At 46.9% G+C, this 15,471-nt stretch carries 17 protein-coding genes; 9 read left to right on the top strand and 8 right to left on the bottom strand.

Translation table 11 applies throughout. The features are described 5' to 3' along the window. Positions 1–188 precede the first annotated feature (188 nt). The 3 genes from groL to QZW47_RS22520 form a co-directional block, all read right to left on the bottom strand. Positions 189–1,889 carry a chaperonin GroEL gene (groL, locus tag QZW47_RS22530; protein WP_293131747.1) on the bottom strand — a complete coding sequence of 567 codons (1,701 nt, stop codon included), beginning with the start codon at positions 1,887–1,889 and terminating at the stop codon, positions 189–191. A gap of 87 nt (positions 1,890–1,976) precedes the next feature. Next, positions 1,977–2,117, bottom strand: a complete 141-nt coding sequence (locus tag QZW47_RS22525; RefSeq protein WP_293131745.1) for a hypothetical protein — start codon at positions 2,115–2,117, stop codon at positions 1,977–1,979. Between the two features lie 73 nt (positions 2,118–2,190). Then, complete coding sequence (locus tag QZW47_RS22520; RefSeq protein ID WP_293131742.1) at positions 2,191–2,370, bottom strand: hypothetical protein; 180 nt, start codon at positions 2,368–2,370, stop codon at positions 2,191–2,193. A 48-nt stretch (positions 2,371–2,418) separates the two neighbouring features. Between QZW47_RS22520 and QZW47_RS22515 the strand changes: the two genes are divergently transcribed. The 6 genes from QZW47_RS22515 (at position 2,419) to QZW47_RS22490 (ending at position 6,667) form a co-directional block, all read left to right on the top strand. Continuing rightward, positions 2,419–4,167 carry an ABC transporter ATP-binding protein gene (locus QZW47_RS22515; protein WP_293131739.1) on the top strand — a complete coding sequence of 583 codons (1,749 nt, stop codon included), beginning with the start codon at positions 2,419–2,421 and terminating at the stop codon, positions 4,165–4,167. A gap of 456 nt (positions 4,168–4,623) precedes the next feature. Then, entirely contained in the window at positions 4,624–5,283 is a 660-nt protein-coding gene (locus tag QZW47_RS22510) for an SGNH/GDSL hydrolase family protein (RefSeq protein ID WP_293131736.1), read from the top strand. 166 nt (positions 5,284–5,449) lie between these two features. Beyond that, the gene (locus tag QZW47_RS22505; RefSeq protein WP_293131733.1) at positions 5,450–5,869 is read left to right on the top strand and encodes an MAPEG family protein; all 420 of its coding nucleotides are present in this window, start codon (positions 5,450–5,452) and stop codon (positions 5,867–5,869) included. A gap of 74 nt (positions 5,870–5,943) precedes the next feature. Then, complete coding sequence (locus QZW47_RS22500) at positions 5,944–6,126, top strand: hypothetical protein (protein ID WP_293131730.1); 183 nt, start codon at positions 5,944–5,946, stop codon at positions 6,124–6,126. Next, entirely contained in the window at positions 6,095–6,460 is a 366-nt protein-coding gene (locus tag QZW47_RS22495; protein WP_293131727.1) for a hypothetical protein, read from the top strand. Before QZW47_RS22500 ends, QZW47_RS22495 begins: the two co-directional genes overlap by 32 nt. 51 nt (positions 6,461–6,511) lie before the next feature. Further along, positions 6,512–6,667, top strand: coding sequence for a hypothetical protein (locus QZW47_RS22490; RefSeq protein WP_293131724.1), 156 nt, complete (start codon positions 6,512–6,514; stop codon positions 6,665–6,667). Between the two features lie 127 nt (positions 6,668–6,794). Here QZW47_RS22490 and QZW47_RS22485 read toward each other — a convergent pair whose 3' ends face one another. The 5 genes from QZW47_RS22485 to glyS all read right to left on the bottom strand — a co-directional run bounded on the left by QZW47_RS22485 (position 6,795) and on the right by glyS (position 11,773). Continuing rightward, positions 6,795–7,064: a hypothetical protein gene (locus QZW47_RS22485; protein ID WP_293131721.1), complete on the bottom strand. Its 270-nt coding sequence runs from the start codon at positions 7,062–7,064 to the stop codon at positions 6,795–6,797. Then, entirely contained in the window at positions 7,027–7,305 is a 279-nt protein-coding gene (locus QZW47_RS22480; RefSeq protein WP_293131718.1) for a BrnT family toxin, read from the bottom strand. Before QZW47_RS22480 ends, QZW47_RS22485 begins: the two co-directional genes overlap by 38 nt. 134 nt (positions 7,306–7,439) lie before the next feature. Beyond that, positions 7,440–8,792, bottom strand: a complete 1,353-nt coding sequence (gene murD, locus QZW47_RS22475; RefSeq protein WP_293131715.1) for a UDP-N-acetylmuramoyl-L-alanine--D-glutamate ligase — start codon at positions 8,790–8,792, stop codon at positions 7,440–7,442. A 194-nt stretch (positions 8,793–8,986) separates the two neighbouring features. Beyond that, on the bottom strand, positions 8,987–9,223 hold the full coding sequence (locus QZW47_RS22470; RefSeq protein WP_293131712.1) for a hypothetical protein: 237 nt from the start codon (positions 9,221–9,223) through the stop codon (positions 8,987–8,989). 369 nt (positions 9,224–9,592) lie between these two features. Continuing rightward, on the bottom strand, positions 9,593–11,773 hold the full coding sequence (glyS, locus tag QZW47_RS22465) for a glycine--tRNA ligase subunit beta (protein ID WP_293131709.1): 2,181 nt from the start codon (positions 11,771–11,773) through the stop codon (positions 9,593–9,595). Positions 11,774–11,817: 44 nt separating this feature from the next. Here glyS and QZW47_RS22460 point away from each other — a divergent pair, with 44 nt between their 5' ends. The 3 genes from QZW47_RS22460 to QZW47_RS22450 all read left to right on the top strand — a co-directional run bounded on the left by QZW47_RS22460 (position 11,818) and on the right by QZW47_RS22450 (position 15,344). Further along, positions 11,818–12,012 (top strand): hypothetical protein, encoded by a 195-nt coding sequence (locus tag QZW47_RS22460; RefSeq protein ID WP_293131706.1) that lies wholly within the window; start codon positions 11,818–11,820, stop codon positions 12,010–12,012. Positions 12,013–12,423: 411 nt separating this feature from the next. Then, the gene (locus tag QZW47_RS22455) at positions 12,424–13,551 is read left to right on the top strand and encodes a HetZ-related protein 2 (RefSeq protein WP_293131703.1); all 1,128 of its coding nucleotides are present in this window, start codon (positions 12,424–12,426) and stop codon (positions 13,549–13,551) included. Positions 13,552–14,159: 608 nt separating this feature from the next. Continuing rightward, entirely contained in the window at positions 14,160–15,344 is a 1,185-nt protein-coding gene (locus QZW47_RS22450) for a hypothetical protein (RefSeq protein ID WP_366930919.1), read from the top strand. The last annotated feature ends 127 nt before the right edge of the window (positions 15,345–15,471 follow it).

The raw sequence follows: 15,471 nt of genomic DNA, 5'->3' as shown, positions 1-15,471 counted from the left end.
AACGCTTTCTGAGCAAGCGTTTCAGATAGCAAGGGAGGGTTGAGCAATTACAATTTTTCAATAGCGTCAGGTGCACACGGCGCACCCGAAAGACGCTACAGACAGCTTTTTGCCTCAAAAGCCACCAGTCACCACGCAGTTTTTAGCTGCAAACTGATGACTGATGACTGATGACTAATGACTAATGACTACATCATACCCATGCCGCCCATGCCGCCCATGCCGCCCATGCCGCCCATGCCGCCCATGCCGCCCATGCCGCCCATGCCGCCCATGCCGCCCATTTCGCCCATGTCGCCGCCTGCTTTTTTCTTCTCGGGTTTTTCGACAATCACAGCTTCAGTTGTCAAAACCATGCCAGCAATGGAACCGGCATTTTGTAAAGCCGATCGCACAACCTTAGCTGGATCGATAATTCCAGCGGCAATCATGTCTTCGTACACGTCGGTAAGAGCGTTGTAGCCAATGTTCAATCCGCTAGCCCGCACTCGCTCGATCGCGATCGAACCTTCAACGCCGGCATTATCAGCGATTTGACGCAAAGGTGCTTCCAAAGCTTTCGCAACCAAGTCAGCGCCAATTTGCTCTTCAGCATCTAAAGTGCTTCTGATTGCATCTATTTTTGTAATCAGGTGAATCAGCGTGGTGCCGCCTCCAGCGACGATACCTTCTTCCACAGCAGCTTTAGTAGCGTTGAGAGCGTCTTCAATCCGCAGTTTGCGATCTTTGAGTTCGGTTTCGGTAGCTGCGCCTACTTTAATTACAGCAATACCGCCAGCAAGTTTGGCAATCCGTTCGGTCAATTTTTCCTTGTCGTAGTCGGAATCCGTTGCTGCTAGTTGCTTGCGGATCTGCTCGATCCGTGATAATACGTCTGCTTTGTGTTCGTCGCCAGCGACAATGATGGTGTTTTCTTTGTCGATCGTAATTTTGCGGGCGGTACCCAGCATTTCTAGTGTTGCGGTATCAATGCTGAGTCCGACTTCTTCAGAAATCAATTGACCGCCGGTCAGAACGGCGATATCTTGTAGCATAGCTTTGCGTCGCTCGCCAAAACCAGGAGATTTGGTAGCTGCGATATTCAAGACACCGCGTGCTTTGTTGATGACCAAAGTTGCCAAAGCTTCACCTTCAATATCTTCGGCGATAATGATCAGCGGTGAACCGGTGCGGGCAACTTTTTCAAGAAGCGGAATTAGTTCTTGAATCGAGTTAATTTTTTTGTCGGTAATCAGGATGCGAGCGTTTTCGTACTCAACTTCCATGCGATCGTTGTTGGTGACGAAATACGGGGAAAGATATCCGCGATCGTACTGCATCCCTTCGACGACTTCCAATTCTGTCAACAGAGATTTCGACTCTTCAACAGTAATTACGCCGTCTTTGGTGACTTTTTCCATTGCTTGAGCAATCATGGCGCCGACTTCTTCGTCGTTACCGGCGGAGACAGTGGCAACCTGAGCAATGGCAGATCCTTCGACTGGTTTCGCCAATTTGGCGATTTCTAGGACTAAATGCGCGATCGTTTTTTCAATCCCGCGGCGCAGTGCGACTGGATTTGCGCCTGCTGCGACATTTTTCAAACCTTCGCGAATGAGGGATTGAGCAATCACCGTAGCGGTTGTAGTGCCATCGCCTGCGATATCTTTAGTTTTGGAGGCGACTTCTTGAATTAAGCGAGCGCCAGCATTTTCGAGAGGATCTTCGAGTTCAATTTCCCTAGCAACGGTGATACCATCGTTAACGATTTGCGGAGCGCCGAATTTCTTTTCTAGTAAGACATTCCGGCCTTTGGGGCCCAAGGTGATGCGGACTGCATCGGCGAGTTGATTGACGCCGCGTTCCAGTGCCCGCCTAGATTTGTCGCTAAATGCAACTATTTTGGTCATATTTGTCTCCTTGCGCTTACATTAGCAAATTTAGCACTCTCTGACTCTGAGTGCTAAGTCGATCGACTTTAGATTGTAGCGTGCCCCTCAGCAGTCTGGGGGATAATGGCTGCGGACAGGGGTTTGGGCGAGGAGTGCGGGTGGCTTTTGAGACGGCACTGCGGTTTCCCGGCGGATATAATGTGATTTGTGCCATTTCGGGCGATCGGCTTTTGCTACAAATCCCAACCCAATTTTGATAGCCCGTCATCCCAAAGCACAAGTTTCATTCAAAAATTTCGTAACTACCGCCGGCAATCATCTACCTTCGGATAGAGCTTCCTTCTGGCTTCTTATTACCTTGAGTGAAGCCTTTCATGCCCCATGCCCAATGCCCAATGCCCAATGCCCCATCCCTCCGCTTCGCTTCGCCCAATGCCCCATGCCCCATGCCCCATCCCTCCGCTTCGCTTCGCCCAATGCCCAATGCCCCATGCCCCATCCCTCCGCTTCGCTTCGCCCAATGCCCCATGACAACTGACTTAACATAATGGCTCGTTATTCTCGACTGCAAAAACTGATTTCTTATATGCGCCCGCACTGGAAACCCACATTTTGGGGCGTTTTTTCGCTATTAATTGTGAATGCTGTGGGCGTTTACATTCCCCTGCTAATTCGGAATGCAGTTGATACTCTGCAAGTTGCGACTAAATTTGACCAAGTTTTAAACTACGTGATACTGATTCTGGTACTCGCCTCAATTATGTGGGTAATTCGGATGGTGTCGCGGATTCTGCTGTTTGGCGTCGGGCGTCAAGTCGAATTTGACCTCAAACAGCAAATATTTAATCATTTATTAACATTAGAACCGTCTTATTTTGCGGCAAATACGGTAGGGGATTTAATTAACCGCGCTACTTCCGATTTGGACAACATTCGCCGCTTGGTGGGTTTTGCGGTGCTGAGTTTGGCGAATACAGCCTTTGCTTATGCTTTGAGTTTGCCGGTGATGCTGGGGATTAATGTCAGGTTGACGCTACTGGCGATCGCAGTTTATCCTTTAATGCTAGTTTTGGTGCAATTATTTAGCGACAAACTTCGCATCCAGCAACTAGCAGTCCAAGAAGAACTATCTGCAATGAGCGATTTGATTCAAGAGGATATGAGCGGGATGTCCGTGATTAAAATCTATGCTCAAGAAGAAAACGAACGCCGAGCTTTTCGCGATTGTAACGCCAAATTGCTATCAGCAAATTTGACATTAGCTCAAACTAGAAACTTTATTTTTCCACTGCTGGGCGGTTTGGCAAGTATCAGTTTGTTAGTGCTGCTTTCTGCGGGTGGCGGAGCAATTGCTGATGGCATAATTAGCGTCGGGGATTTTGTGGCGCTACTGATTTATGTCGAGCGTTTGGTATTTCCGACAGCGTTGTTAGGTTTCACAATTACTGCTTACCAGCGCGGAGAAGTTAGTGTCGATCGCATCGAATCAATTTTGACTGTGGAACCGCAAATAAAGGATGCTGCGGATGCAGTTGAGCTACCAACTCCCGTCAAAGGTGAAATAGTCGCTCGCAACTTGAATTATACCTATCCCGGTGCTAACACGCGCGCGCTCAAGGATGTCAACTTTACCATAAAACCAGGGGAAACCGTGGCAATTGTCGGGGCGATCGGTTCTGGGAAATCAACCTTGGCTAATGCCCTGCCGCGCTTGCTGGATATAGATCCGGGCGAGTTGTTTGTAGACGGACAGGATATTACGGAGGTGAGGTTGAGGGAGTTGCGCGGGGCGATCGCCTACGTGCCCCAAGAAAGCTTTCTATTCGGTACTAGCATCAAGAATAACATCCGCTACGGCAATCCTTTAGCCGAAGAGCCGGAAATTGAAGCAGCCGCCAAACAAGCCCAAATCCACCCCGAAATTCTCAACTTTCCGCAGCAGTATAAAACAGTTGTGGGCGAGCGTGGCATTACCTTATCCGGCGGACAGAGGCAGCGGACAGCATTAGCTAGAGCCTTGTTAATTGATGCTCCAGTGCTAATTTTGGATGACGCTCTTTCCAGCGTTGACAATCAAACTGCTACCGATATTTTGCATAACTTAGCAACCGGAACCGATCGCAAAACCGTAATTTTCATCTCGCACCAAATGTCCGCTGCTGCTAGTGCCGATCGCATTTTTGTCATGGAGAAAGGAGAAATAGTGCAAAGTGGCAGTCATGCAGAATTGGTACGGCAAACAGGGCTATATCAGTATTTGTGGAATCAACAAAAACTAGAAGAATTGCTGCATTGAGCCGATAGATAGTGCAAAACAGGTTCGTAGTGAGGACTTCAGTCCTTCTTAACCCAGGTTCGTAGTGAGGACTTCAGTCCTTCTTAACCCAGGTTCGTAGTGAGGACTTCAGTCCTTCTTAACCCAGGTTCGTAGTGAGGACTTCAGTCCTTCCTAACCCAGGTTCGTAGTAAGGACTTCAGTCCTTCTTAATCCAGGTTCGTAGTGAGGACTTCAGTCCTTCTTAATCCAGGTTCGTAGTGAGAACTTTAGTCCTTCTTAATCCAAGAAAAAAGGACTGAAGTCCTCACTACAAACCTTAAGGAATGCAAGTCCTCCTTCATCCAAGGCGAAAAGAACTGAAGTCCTCACTACAAACCTTAAGGAATGCAAATCCTCCTTCATGAGAGGGAAAAGGACTGAAGTCCTCACTACAAACGGAAGGGTGGTTAACTTAGTTATTTATCAAAAATAGTCGTGGAAAATCAAACTTCTCATCCTTCTAGCCTCTCCAGCAGCACTGATTCACCGGGAAAACGCCCAATCAAAATCATGCCCCTAGGCGACTCAATTACCGATGGCTACTTCTTTCCAGGAGGATATCGCATCGATTTACAGCCTGCGATGGAGAGTAGAGGGTATGCTATTGAGTTTGTTGGTTCCCTAAGCAACGGCCCCGATACCTTACTCTCTCAGCATCATGAGGGACATTCTGGTTGGCGAATCGAAGAAATTTGCGATCGCATTGTGGAGTGGCTGCAAACCTTCCAACCCGATATTATTTTGCTCCTCATCGGCACGAATAATATCGGACAATGGTATCAAGTCGAAACTGCAAGCTATCGTCTCAATCAATTAGTCGATCGCATTTTTGAAACAGCACCCACTGTTCAACTCTTTCTCGCTTCAATTCCCCCGATGTCTGAACCCACCTTAAATCAGCGAGTTATACAATACAATCATAAGAGCGAGGAGTTAGTCAAGGAAAAACAACAAGAAGGCAAGCCCATCGATTTCGTCGATTTATACTCCACTCTGAGCCTTGCAGATCTCCCCGATGGCGTTCATCCCAACAACGAAGGATTTAGCAAAATTGCTTGCGCTCTTGAAGCTTGTCTGTCAGCATACCTAAATTAGCGAATTTGCGATCGTCGATTACACGCAGTCTCAAACCGTCAATATCGCCTCATAAAATGTAGGATTTGGTACTACAATAAATCATCAATAATCTGTCAAGCTATCTGCCAATACCAAAAAAAGAGTATAATATATCTATCCATTTCAACCCCAATAATACCAAATCATGCTCGCAGAAGCAAACGCCACACTTTGGCCTAGTCTAATAACCGTATCAGCTTTAATTCTCTACTTCGTTGTCACCATCAACGTCGGCAGAGCCAGATTTAAACACAAAGTTTCCCCTCCGCAGATGACAGGAAACCCAGACTTTGAGCGAGTAGTGCGAGTTCAGCAAAATACCTTAGAGCAAATGATTCTATTTTTGCCATCGCTGTGGCTATTCTCGCAATTTATCAGCCCAATTTTTGCAGCAGGTATCGGTGCAGTTTGGATAGTTGGACGCATTTTGTTTGCTTGGGGTTATTACCAAGCAGCCGAAAAACGAACCGCAGGATTTGGGATTAGCACCTTAGCTACTTTAACTCTGCTGGGTGGTTCCTTAATTGGCATCATCATGTCGCTGCTGAAGATTTCACAGCTATAATTTGTATTAGTGGGGTGCGCGGCGCGCACCTTAACCAGTCAATCTACCTTTGTCAAAATTTTTCAGGAGTCAATATGTCAGAAACTAACAAACCCGTATTTCAAATTAACCAGCAACTTTTTCAGCAACTTAGCGATTGGCAAGAAAAACTTGCACAAGAAGATGAATTAGCAAGCGAGTCAGAAGACGAGAAACCAACTGAGGTAAAAACTGCTCCCGACAGTCATGAACAGCATTCTGAAACTAATAATCCCTAGTTTGTCGCTAGCAGCATCCTTGTTTGTATTTCCGGCTGCTGTCTCAGCTCAATCGCTGTCACCGAACCAAATTGGGCAAATCAATAGCGGTTTGTTTCGCTCTAACTCTCAAGATTTCTTCCAGGAAGGAAACCGCCAACTAGAAAGAGAAATTGCAATTTTGTTGCGAAAAACTGTCGCTTCAGAAGGCAATATTTTACAGGTTGATGAAAAATTGCGCTCTCAGGTTTGCCGGGAAGATTTTAAAATATCTTCGCGACATTCTGATACAATTAGTGCTGCTGAGGTTTCTAGTTTTAATGCAAAACTCAAAGAGGTTTGCAGGCAAACTTAAAATAACAGTGAGGTCAAGATTAAAGTTTTAGGGTTAATGGATAAAGAAGTAATGACCAAATTGAAACTAGCTATGCTGAAAGCGGAAACTGTGGCTCAGTTGGCTGCGATTATTATTGATTACACTCATGAGGAAATGATGCTAGTTTTTCATGAGCTTGCATGGGAACAGCAGGCGAGAATTAAGGATATTTGGAAGAGTGTTTGATGGCTGTCGCATCTACAAATAACCCATATAGCATCAACGGTGTAATTGCCGTGCTATGTAACTGTCAGCCCTTTTCTTTCGGAAGATGTGAACTCTCCCAGTCAAGTGTCCCAGCTCAACTCTCAGATTAATGCTCACTACTGCCTTCTATGTAGCGACGCAAAACCGAGTTGATTAAAGCTTTATGTTCTCCGGTTTTATCTTGGAACCACTTCAAAATATCTGGATCGATTTGAACTAATCGCTGTGCTTGAGGTGCAGGAATTCTTAAAGTAGCGCGTTCAAAAAACTCTGCTGTCAACGGCGGAATATCAGAGTAATCAATTCCTTCATCTTCCATTTCCTCCAATGCTTCCCAATTAGTACGAGAGGTATTGCTCAAGTTTTTGGCGCTCATATCGATTTGCTCTTCGTGCTGAAATGATCCGAATCACGTCATTCTGCCGTTCTGTCCAAATAACAACCGCGATGCCGTTACCGAGGAAGCCGATACCGTACCAACGGTCTTCGCCGTAATCAAAACGATTGTCTAGCTCAATTAGCATTGGACTATCAAACATCTTAGGGACATCTACGAAATCAATTTCATGTTTGCGAATATTATCTAGATTTTTCGCTTCATTCCACTCAAACTGCATGAAAATCTGACAATGCTAATTAGGCTGTCCTTATTATAGCCCAATACGGTTGGATTAACAAGTGGAGCGGGTAGCCACTCTTCGCACTACCCTACAAAAGCCTGATTTTCCTGAGTTACAATCTATTCCTAACCCTACTTTTCAGGTAGGGATTCGAGACACAATTGACGGAAACGATCGCCTCGCTGCTCGAAGCTTTGGTATTGATCGAAGCTGGCGCAAGCTGGCGAAAGCAGTACGACTTTAGCATGATTTTGTTTTGCTAATTCTGCCGCCCTCGGAATTGCTCTTTCCATTGTTTCGACTATTTCCCAAGCGTTATAATCGGCTTGTTCTAGCCGATCGCTAAAAATGCCCGCTGCATCCCCAATTAACAGCACGATAGCAGCTTTCGCCTTAATTGTATCAATCCAGGCGCGATCGTCCCCTTCCTTGGGATCACCGCCCGCAATCAAAATCGCCGGTGCGCTGACAGCAGCTAACCCGACTTGCGCCGCATCATAATTAGTCGCTTTGCTGTCGTTGATGAAATCTATGCCTTCCCAAGTGCGGATGTGTTCGAGGCGGTGCGCCACTCCGGGGAATTTCGCGATCGCCCGGGCGATCGCACTTTGATCTATTCCCGCCAAATTAGCAGCAGCCACCGCCATCAACAAATTTTGCAAATTGTGTTCGCCCACCATCCGCAAAGACTCAGCAGGCAAAATTTTATCACCTTGAGCGATTACCCAACCATCCTCTATGTACGCTCCAAAATCCCGTTTTCCCAACAAATCTTTTTCACCTTTGACACTCGTCCAACACGCATCAGGCCAAATGTCAACTCCTTGCTGCCGCAAAAGAGGATCGTCACCGTTGATGATTTGCAATTCCGAATTTTTCAGCAAATGTGCTTTAATGTTGTAATAATTTTCTAAGGTTTTGTGGCGGCTGAGGTGATCCGGCGTCAAAGTAGTCAAAACTCCGATGCGCGGCGCTACAGACGGCGAAGATTCTATCTGATAGCTGCTGATTTCTGCGATTACCCAATCCGGGGGTTTCTCGGCTAAAGCTAATTCGCACGCAGCATAGCCAATGTTGCCGCAAGCCGGAGCATAAAGCCCTGCTTCTGCAAAAATAGCAGCAATTAAAGCAGTAGTCGTAGTTTTGCCGTTAGTACCAGTAATTGCCACCCAAGGAGATTTGAGATAGCGCCACGCGAGGGCCATTTCTCCGATTGTTTCAATTCCTAATTCTCGGGCGCGGACTAATGCTGGAATATCCCAGGGAACTCCCGGACTTACTACTACTAATTGTATGGATTTGTCAGGTTCAAAAGATTTACCTAATTCCAGGTTAATTCCTTCGCTGGCAAGTTCCTGTTGCTGTTCGAGCAAATTTGGGGTAGATGAGCGATCGCTCAGCGTTACTTCCCATCCCTCGCGTTTGAGCAGTCTGGCGGCGGCAATCCCTGATTTTCCTAATCCAATGATGTGAGCGATCGGCATAATTTGTGTGATGGAGCGAACTTCCCTGGTTTTATAAGTTAATATCTTAACCTTGCATGGGTTTTTGGCTATTGGCCATTGTGCTTAATTTTCAATAGGGCGATCGCACGGAATATTAGGGAAACGGCACTGCTGTGTCCTGAGTTGTACGGAAACGGCAGCACCATGTCCTGTTTTTTTGATGTCCCGCTTTTTTAGCTGTTCAAAGTAATGTGTTTTTCAAGTTCTCCAATCTTTTCTTCCAGCCGAATAATCTCTTTGGATAAACTGCGAAACTGATAGGCTGCTGCGACTGGAAGAAGCGCCACTAATAAAAATAAGTATCCCTCCTTCATCAGAGGGTTTCCTCTCCACACTAGATAGTATGCGAAAACAACCACTGGTGCTAGCCAAAAATAGATATTTGACTGTTGCGCTAATTTACGAATCATTCGTTTCTCATTCATTGTTACTTCACGATCCTTACAAGTTTGGCAATTGTATTTAAGTGAAAATCCCGATCGACTTTAACCTCTATTCCCAGGCATAGCCTGAGAACCAGTTAAACAAAACCTGCCGACGCGGGTTTAAGAACGTTTACGTTATTTTCTTCAGTCCGCGGAGGCGGACTTCGTTTTTGTAGGCGCGGTTTCAACCGCCGTCTTATCTTTAACCGTCATCACAGGGGATTTAAGCCCCCACCTTTAGGTGGATTGTTTTTAGGCAGGGGCTTAAATCCCGTGCCTAAAAACTTCGCTGTCAACTGTCAACCCCTCGACTTCGCTCGGGGCAAGCTGTCAACTGTCAACTGTTAACTCTATTTAACCCTTCACTATCGCCCCAAAGTCAGCCAACACCCGCGCGTGATTCCGCAGCAAACCCAATAAATTCAAGCGATTGCGCTTAATTTCCGGGTCAGAATCCATCACCAAAACGCTCTCTGGCCCGTCAAAAAAGCTGCTCACAGCCGGAGCAATCTCAGTCAAACTATCTACCAACTGCTGGTAATTCCGAGTTTGCTTCGATAGCAGCGTTTGCGGCACCAATTGCACCACTGCATCGTAAAAAGCTTGTTCAGACGACTTTTGAAATAACTCGGGTTTCACCACCGTTTTCGGTTCCAATTCTACCTTATCCAAATCACCTTGAGCCGCCAAACGAGTTGAACGATTGACTGTTTCGTAAATCAGATCCAAAGTCTTGTCATTGCGGATTTGTTGCAGGAAAAGCGCTCTTTCCCGCGCATCCAACAAATCTCTCAAAGCTCGTTCGGTATATTCTGGGTCGTTTTCTCCCAAAACTGCATTCACCAAATCGTAATCTACATTATTTTCTTCTTGCAGCAAAGTCCGAATTCTTTGTAGGAAAAATTCGGATAACTGCGATAGCAACTCCGCCGATGTTTGTGGGCGCGTTGCGGTAAATTCGGCGACAACTTCTGCGAGCAACTGGTGCAAGTTGATTGGCAACTGAGCCGCCCAAATAATGTTAGTTATAGCATTGGCTGCGCGCCGCAGAGCAAAGGGATCCGAGGAACCGCTCGGCAACATTCCCAAGCCGAAAATGCTGACTAATGTATCTAATTTGTCGGCGATTGCGACAACTTGACCTGTGATAGTTTGTGGCAAATTGTCGCCCGCACCTTTGGGCAAATAATGCTCGAAAATTGCTGTTGCTACTGCTTCGGGTTCGCCGCAGGCTAAGGCGTATTTCTGCCCCATGATTCCTTGCATTTCGGGAAGTTCGTAAACCATTTGGGTTACAAGATCGGCTTTGCAAAGCATTGCTGCTCTTTCTATGTAAGCTTGTTCTTCGAGTGTGATTTGCAGTTGCTTGGTGATCAGAGAGGCAATATTGCACAGCCGATCGACCTTTTGGCGCACTGTACCCAAATCTTCCTGGAAAGTAACCGTCTCCAACTTGGGCAAATAATCCTCTAGAGGCTTTACCAAGTCTGCTTTGTAGAAAAACTGACCGTCGGCTAATCTCGCCCGCACCACTCGCTCGTTACCGGCGGCAATAATCGCCGATTTAGCTGGATCTCCGTTGGAAATTGTAATAAAATAGGGCAGGAGTTCGGGGAATTCTGGGCTTTTCAGAATCGGGAAATAACGCTGGTTGGTGACGATAATTGTGGTGATTACTTCTGGCGGTAACATCAAAAAACTGTCGTCAAATTTGCCGACAACTGCGTTCGGCCATTCTACTAAGTCGGTGACTTCTTCTAACAAATCTTCGGTAATGTCGGCATAACCGCCTTGTTTGGTGGCGGCGGCTTCTACTTGTGCTTGAATTTGGATTTTGCGCTGCGTGCGATCGACTTCTACGCCAGCAGCCCGCAGACACTCGACATAATCCTCGGCGCTCTTAATCGAAACCCCCCCCGTTCCCCCCTTGCCAAGGGGGGGTGTAGGGGGGGTGTATAACACTCGATGTCCTTGGGAAATGCGATCGCTCTTGACGGTATCCGAACCGCTCACCAAGGTAATTGGCAGTACAGTATCATCAAACAACGCTACGATCGATCGAATCGGGCGCGGAAACTTCAAATCTCCGTCAGCCCACCGCATAAATCTTTTGCCTTCTAACTTATTAATCCACTGCGGCACAAGTTCAACTAAAATATCCGCCGTCATCCGCCCCGGAATCTGTTTGAGCACAAACACAAAATCGCCTTTATCCGTAGCGCGAACTTCCAAAGCATCAATTTCTACACCTTGTTTTTTGGCAAAACCTTCGGCTGCTTTCGTCGGTTTGCCATCTTTAAAAGCCGAACTTGCGGGCGGCCCTTTTACGTCTTCTTCTCTGTCAGATTGCTTAACTGGCAGTCCTTTAACAACAACGGCCAAACGTCTCGGAGTAGCGTATACATTAATTGAGTCATTTGTCAAAGATTGTTCTGCCAGAGTTGCAGGTACGAGTTCCTGCCACTGTTGGGTGCTGCCTGCGACAAAAGATGCGGGCAATTCTTCGGTACCGAGTTCTAATAAAAAGTTAGGCATATAGAAATTCTGAAGTGAGTGAGGTAGGAATTAGTAATGGGTAATTGGTAATTGGTAATTGGCTGGTGAGTGCGTTAGTTGACCGAAAACGTTTACTTAACAAATTTAGGTGTTTTTGTCAAGAGGCAATTAATCTGCCAGTTCGATCGTTACAAAATTTAGCGATCGGCAATCAAAAACAGCCTGGAATGGCGATCGCCATAACATTAAAGAACTATTTTACCGATGCACAGGTCTGATTAAAGCTAAAAAAAGACTCAAATGACCAGCATACCACTTAAAATCGGGGGTGAAAGATATTCTCAGCAGCACGTCAGGAACCTCAGCCTAAAGGCATGAGGCTTGTAAGAAATTCTTGCCAGCCATCCTGACGGGCCAAGCGTCTTAACTGACTACGTTTTTTGAGTCACGACACCGGGCGAATGCTCTCGCTAGTTAAGAGCTCTGTCGCTTGTGATTAAACAGTTCTAAGGTCACTGGAACGGTGTTACAAGCCGGAAAAAGCTCTCAAAACATTGGCAAAGCTAACTTTACCCCGCAAGGGAGTTTTGGAGACAACCATATCTCCACGGAGGGGCAACCATACCCCTCTTTCCCGAAAGGGAATATAAAGCCGTCCTATAAGGACGGGGTTTCTACCCATTTTTCTGATGACCTTGGCCGAAAGACTAGCACAAGATTGGAAGTCGCGACTCGAACAAGATTGCCCCGACGAGAGTTCTATCACTCGCGAGAGTGTTGTCCGTTGGCTGTTGGGAGACAAGCCAGAAAGATTTGACTCTCTCAATCCGACTCAATTTAACGTCGCCTCTGGGGCGATCGACTTTTTATATCGAATTTTACAGCAGCGGTATCTGGGAGTAGCGCCAGAAAGAGCTTACCGCAACTTGATCGGGCGCTTGGGCGGTTTGGTGGTGCTCAGGCAAAAAATCCAAGCGTGGGTTTCGCTGAGTCGCGACAGACAGCGCAGTGCGGTGGAGGTACTGCAAGAAGTGATTCAGGAAATGCTGAATTCCGATCGCTACCTCCAGCAGCAAGTCGCCTGGATTGCCGAATGCACAACAGATAAACGCTTGCGAAATGCTTTGCTGCTAGCAAGCACAGAAGAATACTGCTTGCGGCCGATTCGCAATCAGCCGCTGTTGGTGTACCGCTTCGTCAATTACCTGCGACGTTCCCAGCGGGGCGGGTTGACGCAAGTCCCGGCGGGAGATTGGGTGCGGCTGGTGTCGGAACAGGTTTTACCCGACGATACAGACGAACCGCTCAGCCTGCTAGACGAACAGGCGATGTCCGAGTATCGAGAAAATCAAGCTTGGGAAGAACGGCAAACTCAGCGGCAGATTGTCCAACAAGAATTTGAGAATTACTTGACGGCTGAAGTCGATCCGCTGGCTTCGCAGTGGCTCCAGCTTTACCTCCAAGGCCGTTCCCAAGAAGCAATTGCTGAGGCTTTGAACGTTCCCGTCAAGCAAATTTACCGCTTGCGAGAAAAAGTCAGTTACCACGCGATTCGCGTTTTTGCAGTCAAACAAGCACCGGAATTAGTCGCCAACTGGCTGGAAATTTCGCTCAAAGAACACAGTTTGGGCTTGACACCCGCCCAGTGGCAGCAATATTTAGAAGAACTCACGCCGGTGCAGCGGCAGTTGGTAGAATCTCTCAAAGCCGGGAAAAGTGTAGAGACGATCGCCTCTGAATTAAAGCTCAAAACCAATCAAGTCATCGGCGAGTGGAGCAAACTCTATCTAGCAGCTCAATCCCTCCGCAACGAATAGATTGGTAATGAGTGGCGGGCAATTGCTAATTATGAATTGGTGGTAGCATTTTTCATAATTCGCGCTACAAATCAATTTCCGAACAGCCAGATTTGCTGCGAGTTTCCCCGTAGAAAACCAGGCGATCGCCCCACGCGATCCCATCAGGTAATATTGGAATAGCGCACCTGCTACCGATATCTCACCTAAAAACGGATACGGTGTCACGTACACTCAATGAAGGTCGAGCCCAAATTTGAGACCACAAATCCAGCTCCCAGATTCATCTAGAGCAGCCAATCTAAAATCTAAAATCTAAAATCAACCGACGATCGGGGATGCTCGCCGTGAACTATCTGGAGTAAAATATTAGCAGGACGATCGAATAAATGTGAATTTTGTCACCAATCCTCCATTGGGCAGTTGTCAGTAAATCATCGGTTGTGTTGCATCTGTAAGAAAGGCGCTTTAATTACATAATTCTGTCGTTGCCAGCCACGGGAATCAATCTCGCGCGCTCCAGTGCAGTCGGTCGAGAATCTGCCCGCAACCATCTAGTTGTCAATATTTTGGTATAATTCGATACTGGAATACAGAAACGGTAAAATTCTTGGCTTCAAGATGTTTATTTGATAAAAGCTTCCGGTTTTCACACGAATGGCTCCGTCAGGGATGTTGCAGCGTTGAATTTTATAAATCAGGTTGGTGTGGCGCGATCGATCGCGCTTCCAACTAGAGAGAAGCTAATGGTACATACATCTTCAACAGACTCGGCGGCTACAATGGACTCCGATCGAATATTTCAACTCATCGATACAGTTGTCCCCTTTGAAGCCTGCCTTTACTATCAAGTTTTGCCTCTATCTCTAGAAGGCAATCTATTTAAATTGGGCATAGTCGATGTGCAAGACGACTCCGCCTTGGACTACGTGCAGCGGATTTTAGCTTACATGAATTGCTCGGTGACAACCGAGCAAATTGCGTCGGAAACTCAACGATCGATGCTCTCAGCTTACTTGCTCCACGGGAACCAAGTCACAGAACCCAGCCCCACAGCAAGGGAACCCGTCCCAACACCCAAAAATCCCGCACCAGCAACTTCCGGCTCCGAAGCACAAACCCTGCTGTCTGTGCCCGAACCCTCGATTCCGGCTCGCGATCGGTTGAAACCTGCTAGCGCTGAAGTATTGCTGACGCCGGCAGAGATTTCGGTTTTGGATGTCCAAGCCTTGCACTTGTCAAGCCCTGTCGAAGTTTTGGCAACTTTACCCGCGCCCCAACTGCTCCAAGAATTGCTCGGTAGAGTGCTGCTAGACGGTATCGGGCGCCTGTTTTTTGAGCGCCACCAGTCGATGGGCCGAATTCTTTGGAGTCAAGACGGCGTTTTGAAATCGATGCTCGAAGGTATCGCTCCCGTCCTTTTCCAAGAAGTCATCGACGAGTTGAAGCGACTGACAGATATGCCTGTTTCCCCAGTGGAACATCCCAAACAAGTCGAAGTTGAACGCATCTATGGAAAAACTCATTTGCTGTTGCGCTTGCGAGTAATGCCCGTGGGCGGCAAGGAAGAAGCCACGCTGCAAGTATTGCGGGGAGCAGCTTTGAGATTTTACCAGCAGCAGCAATTGTCTACTTTGAGTCGGGATGCGCTGCGGCTGGCTCAAGAATTGCAGCGGAAAGTGAATCAAATTCGCGATCGCACCCGGCTTTCTCCTTTACCTTGGGAAGGTTTACCAGCTTTGGAACAAGTTGTCAGAAATGTTGACGATCAACTTGAAGCTTTGATGAACGAATACAATCCCGAGGAACCCTAATTAGGGCTTGCTGAAAAAGTCAGAAAACGGCATTTACAAAGATGAGTGAATTTGCGATTACCTTGACCTGATAAATTTTGCTCATATTGTTTGGGCGAAATATAGCTTTTCCTGATTGTTAAAAGCC

Origin of the sequence: Microcoleus sp. bin38.metabat.b11b12b14.051 (genome assembly GCF_013299165.1) — a bacterium.
Classification (GTDB): domain Bacteria; phylum Cyanobacteriota; class Cyanobacteriia; order Cyanobacteriales; family Microcoleaceae; genus Microcoleus.
Note: the sequence above shows the minus strand (reverse complement) of the source record. Positions and strands in the feature narration are given on the sequence as shown.

What these genes read in the sequence shown, in the direction of transcription:
- groL (WP_293131747.1), bottom strand. Translation starts at nt 1,889, where the DNA reads ATGACCAAAATAGTTGCATTTAGCGACAAATCTAGGCGGGCACTGGAA.
- QZW47_RS22520 (WP_293131742.1), bottom strand. Translation starts at nt 2,370, where the DNA reads ATGGGGCATGGGGCATTGGGCATTGGGCGAAGCGAAGCGGAGGGATGG.
- QZW47_RS22515 (WP_293131739.1), top strand. Translation starts at nt 2,419, where the DNA reads ATGGCTCGTTATTCTCGACTGCAAAAACTGATTTCTTATATGCGCCCG.
- QZW47_RS22505 (WP_293131733.1), top strand. Translation starts at nt 5,450, where the DNA reads ATGCTCGCAGAAGCAAACGCCACACTTTGGCCTAGTCTAATAACCGTA.
- QZW47_RS22500 (WP_293131730.1), top strand. Translation starts at nt 5,944, where the DNA reads ATGTCAGAAACTAACAAACCCGTATTTCAAATTAACCAGCAACTTTTT.
- QZW47_RS22495 (WP_293131727.1), top strand. Translation starts at nt 6,095, where the DNA reads ATGAACAGCATTCTGAAACTAATAATCCCTAGTTTGTCGCTAGCAGCA.
- QZW47_RS22490 (WP_293131724.1), top strand. Translation starts at nt 6,512, where the DNA reads ATGACCAAATTGAAACTAGCTATGCTGAAAGCGGAAACTGTGGCTCAG.
- QZW47_RS22485 (WP_293131721.1), bottom strand. Translation starts at nt 7,064, where the DNA reads ATGAGCGCCAAAAACTTGAGCAATACCTCTCGTACTAATTGGGAAGCA.
- QZW47_RS22480 (WP_293131718.1), bottom strand. Translation starts at nt 7,305, where the DNA reads ATGCAGTTTGAGTGGAATGAAGCGAAAAATCTAGATAATATTCGCAAA.
- murD (WP_293131715.1), bottom strand. Translation starts at nt 8,792, where the DNA reads ATGCCGATCGCTCACATCATTGGATTAGGAAAATCAGGGATTGCCGCC.
- QZW47_RS22470 (WP_293131712.1), bottom strand. Translation starts at nt 9,223, where the DNA reads ATGATTCGTAAATTAGCGCAACAGTCAAATATCTATTTTTGGCTAGCA.
- glyS (WP_293131709.1), bottom strand. Translation starts at nt 11,773, where the DNA reads ATGCCTAACTTTTTATTAGAACTCGGTACCGAAGAATTGCCCGCATCT.
- QZW47_RS22455 (WP_293131703.1), top strand. Translation starts at nt 12,424, where the DNA reads ATGACCTTGGCCGAAAGACTAGCACAAGATTGGAAGTCGCGACTCGAA.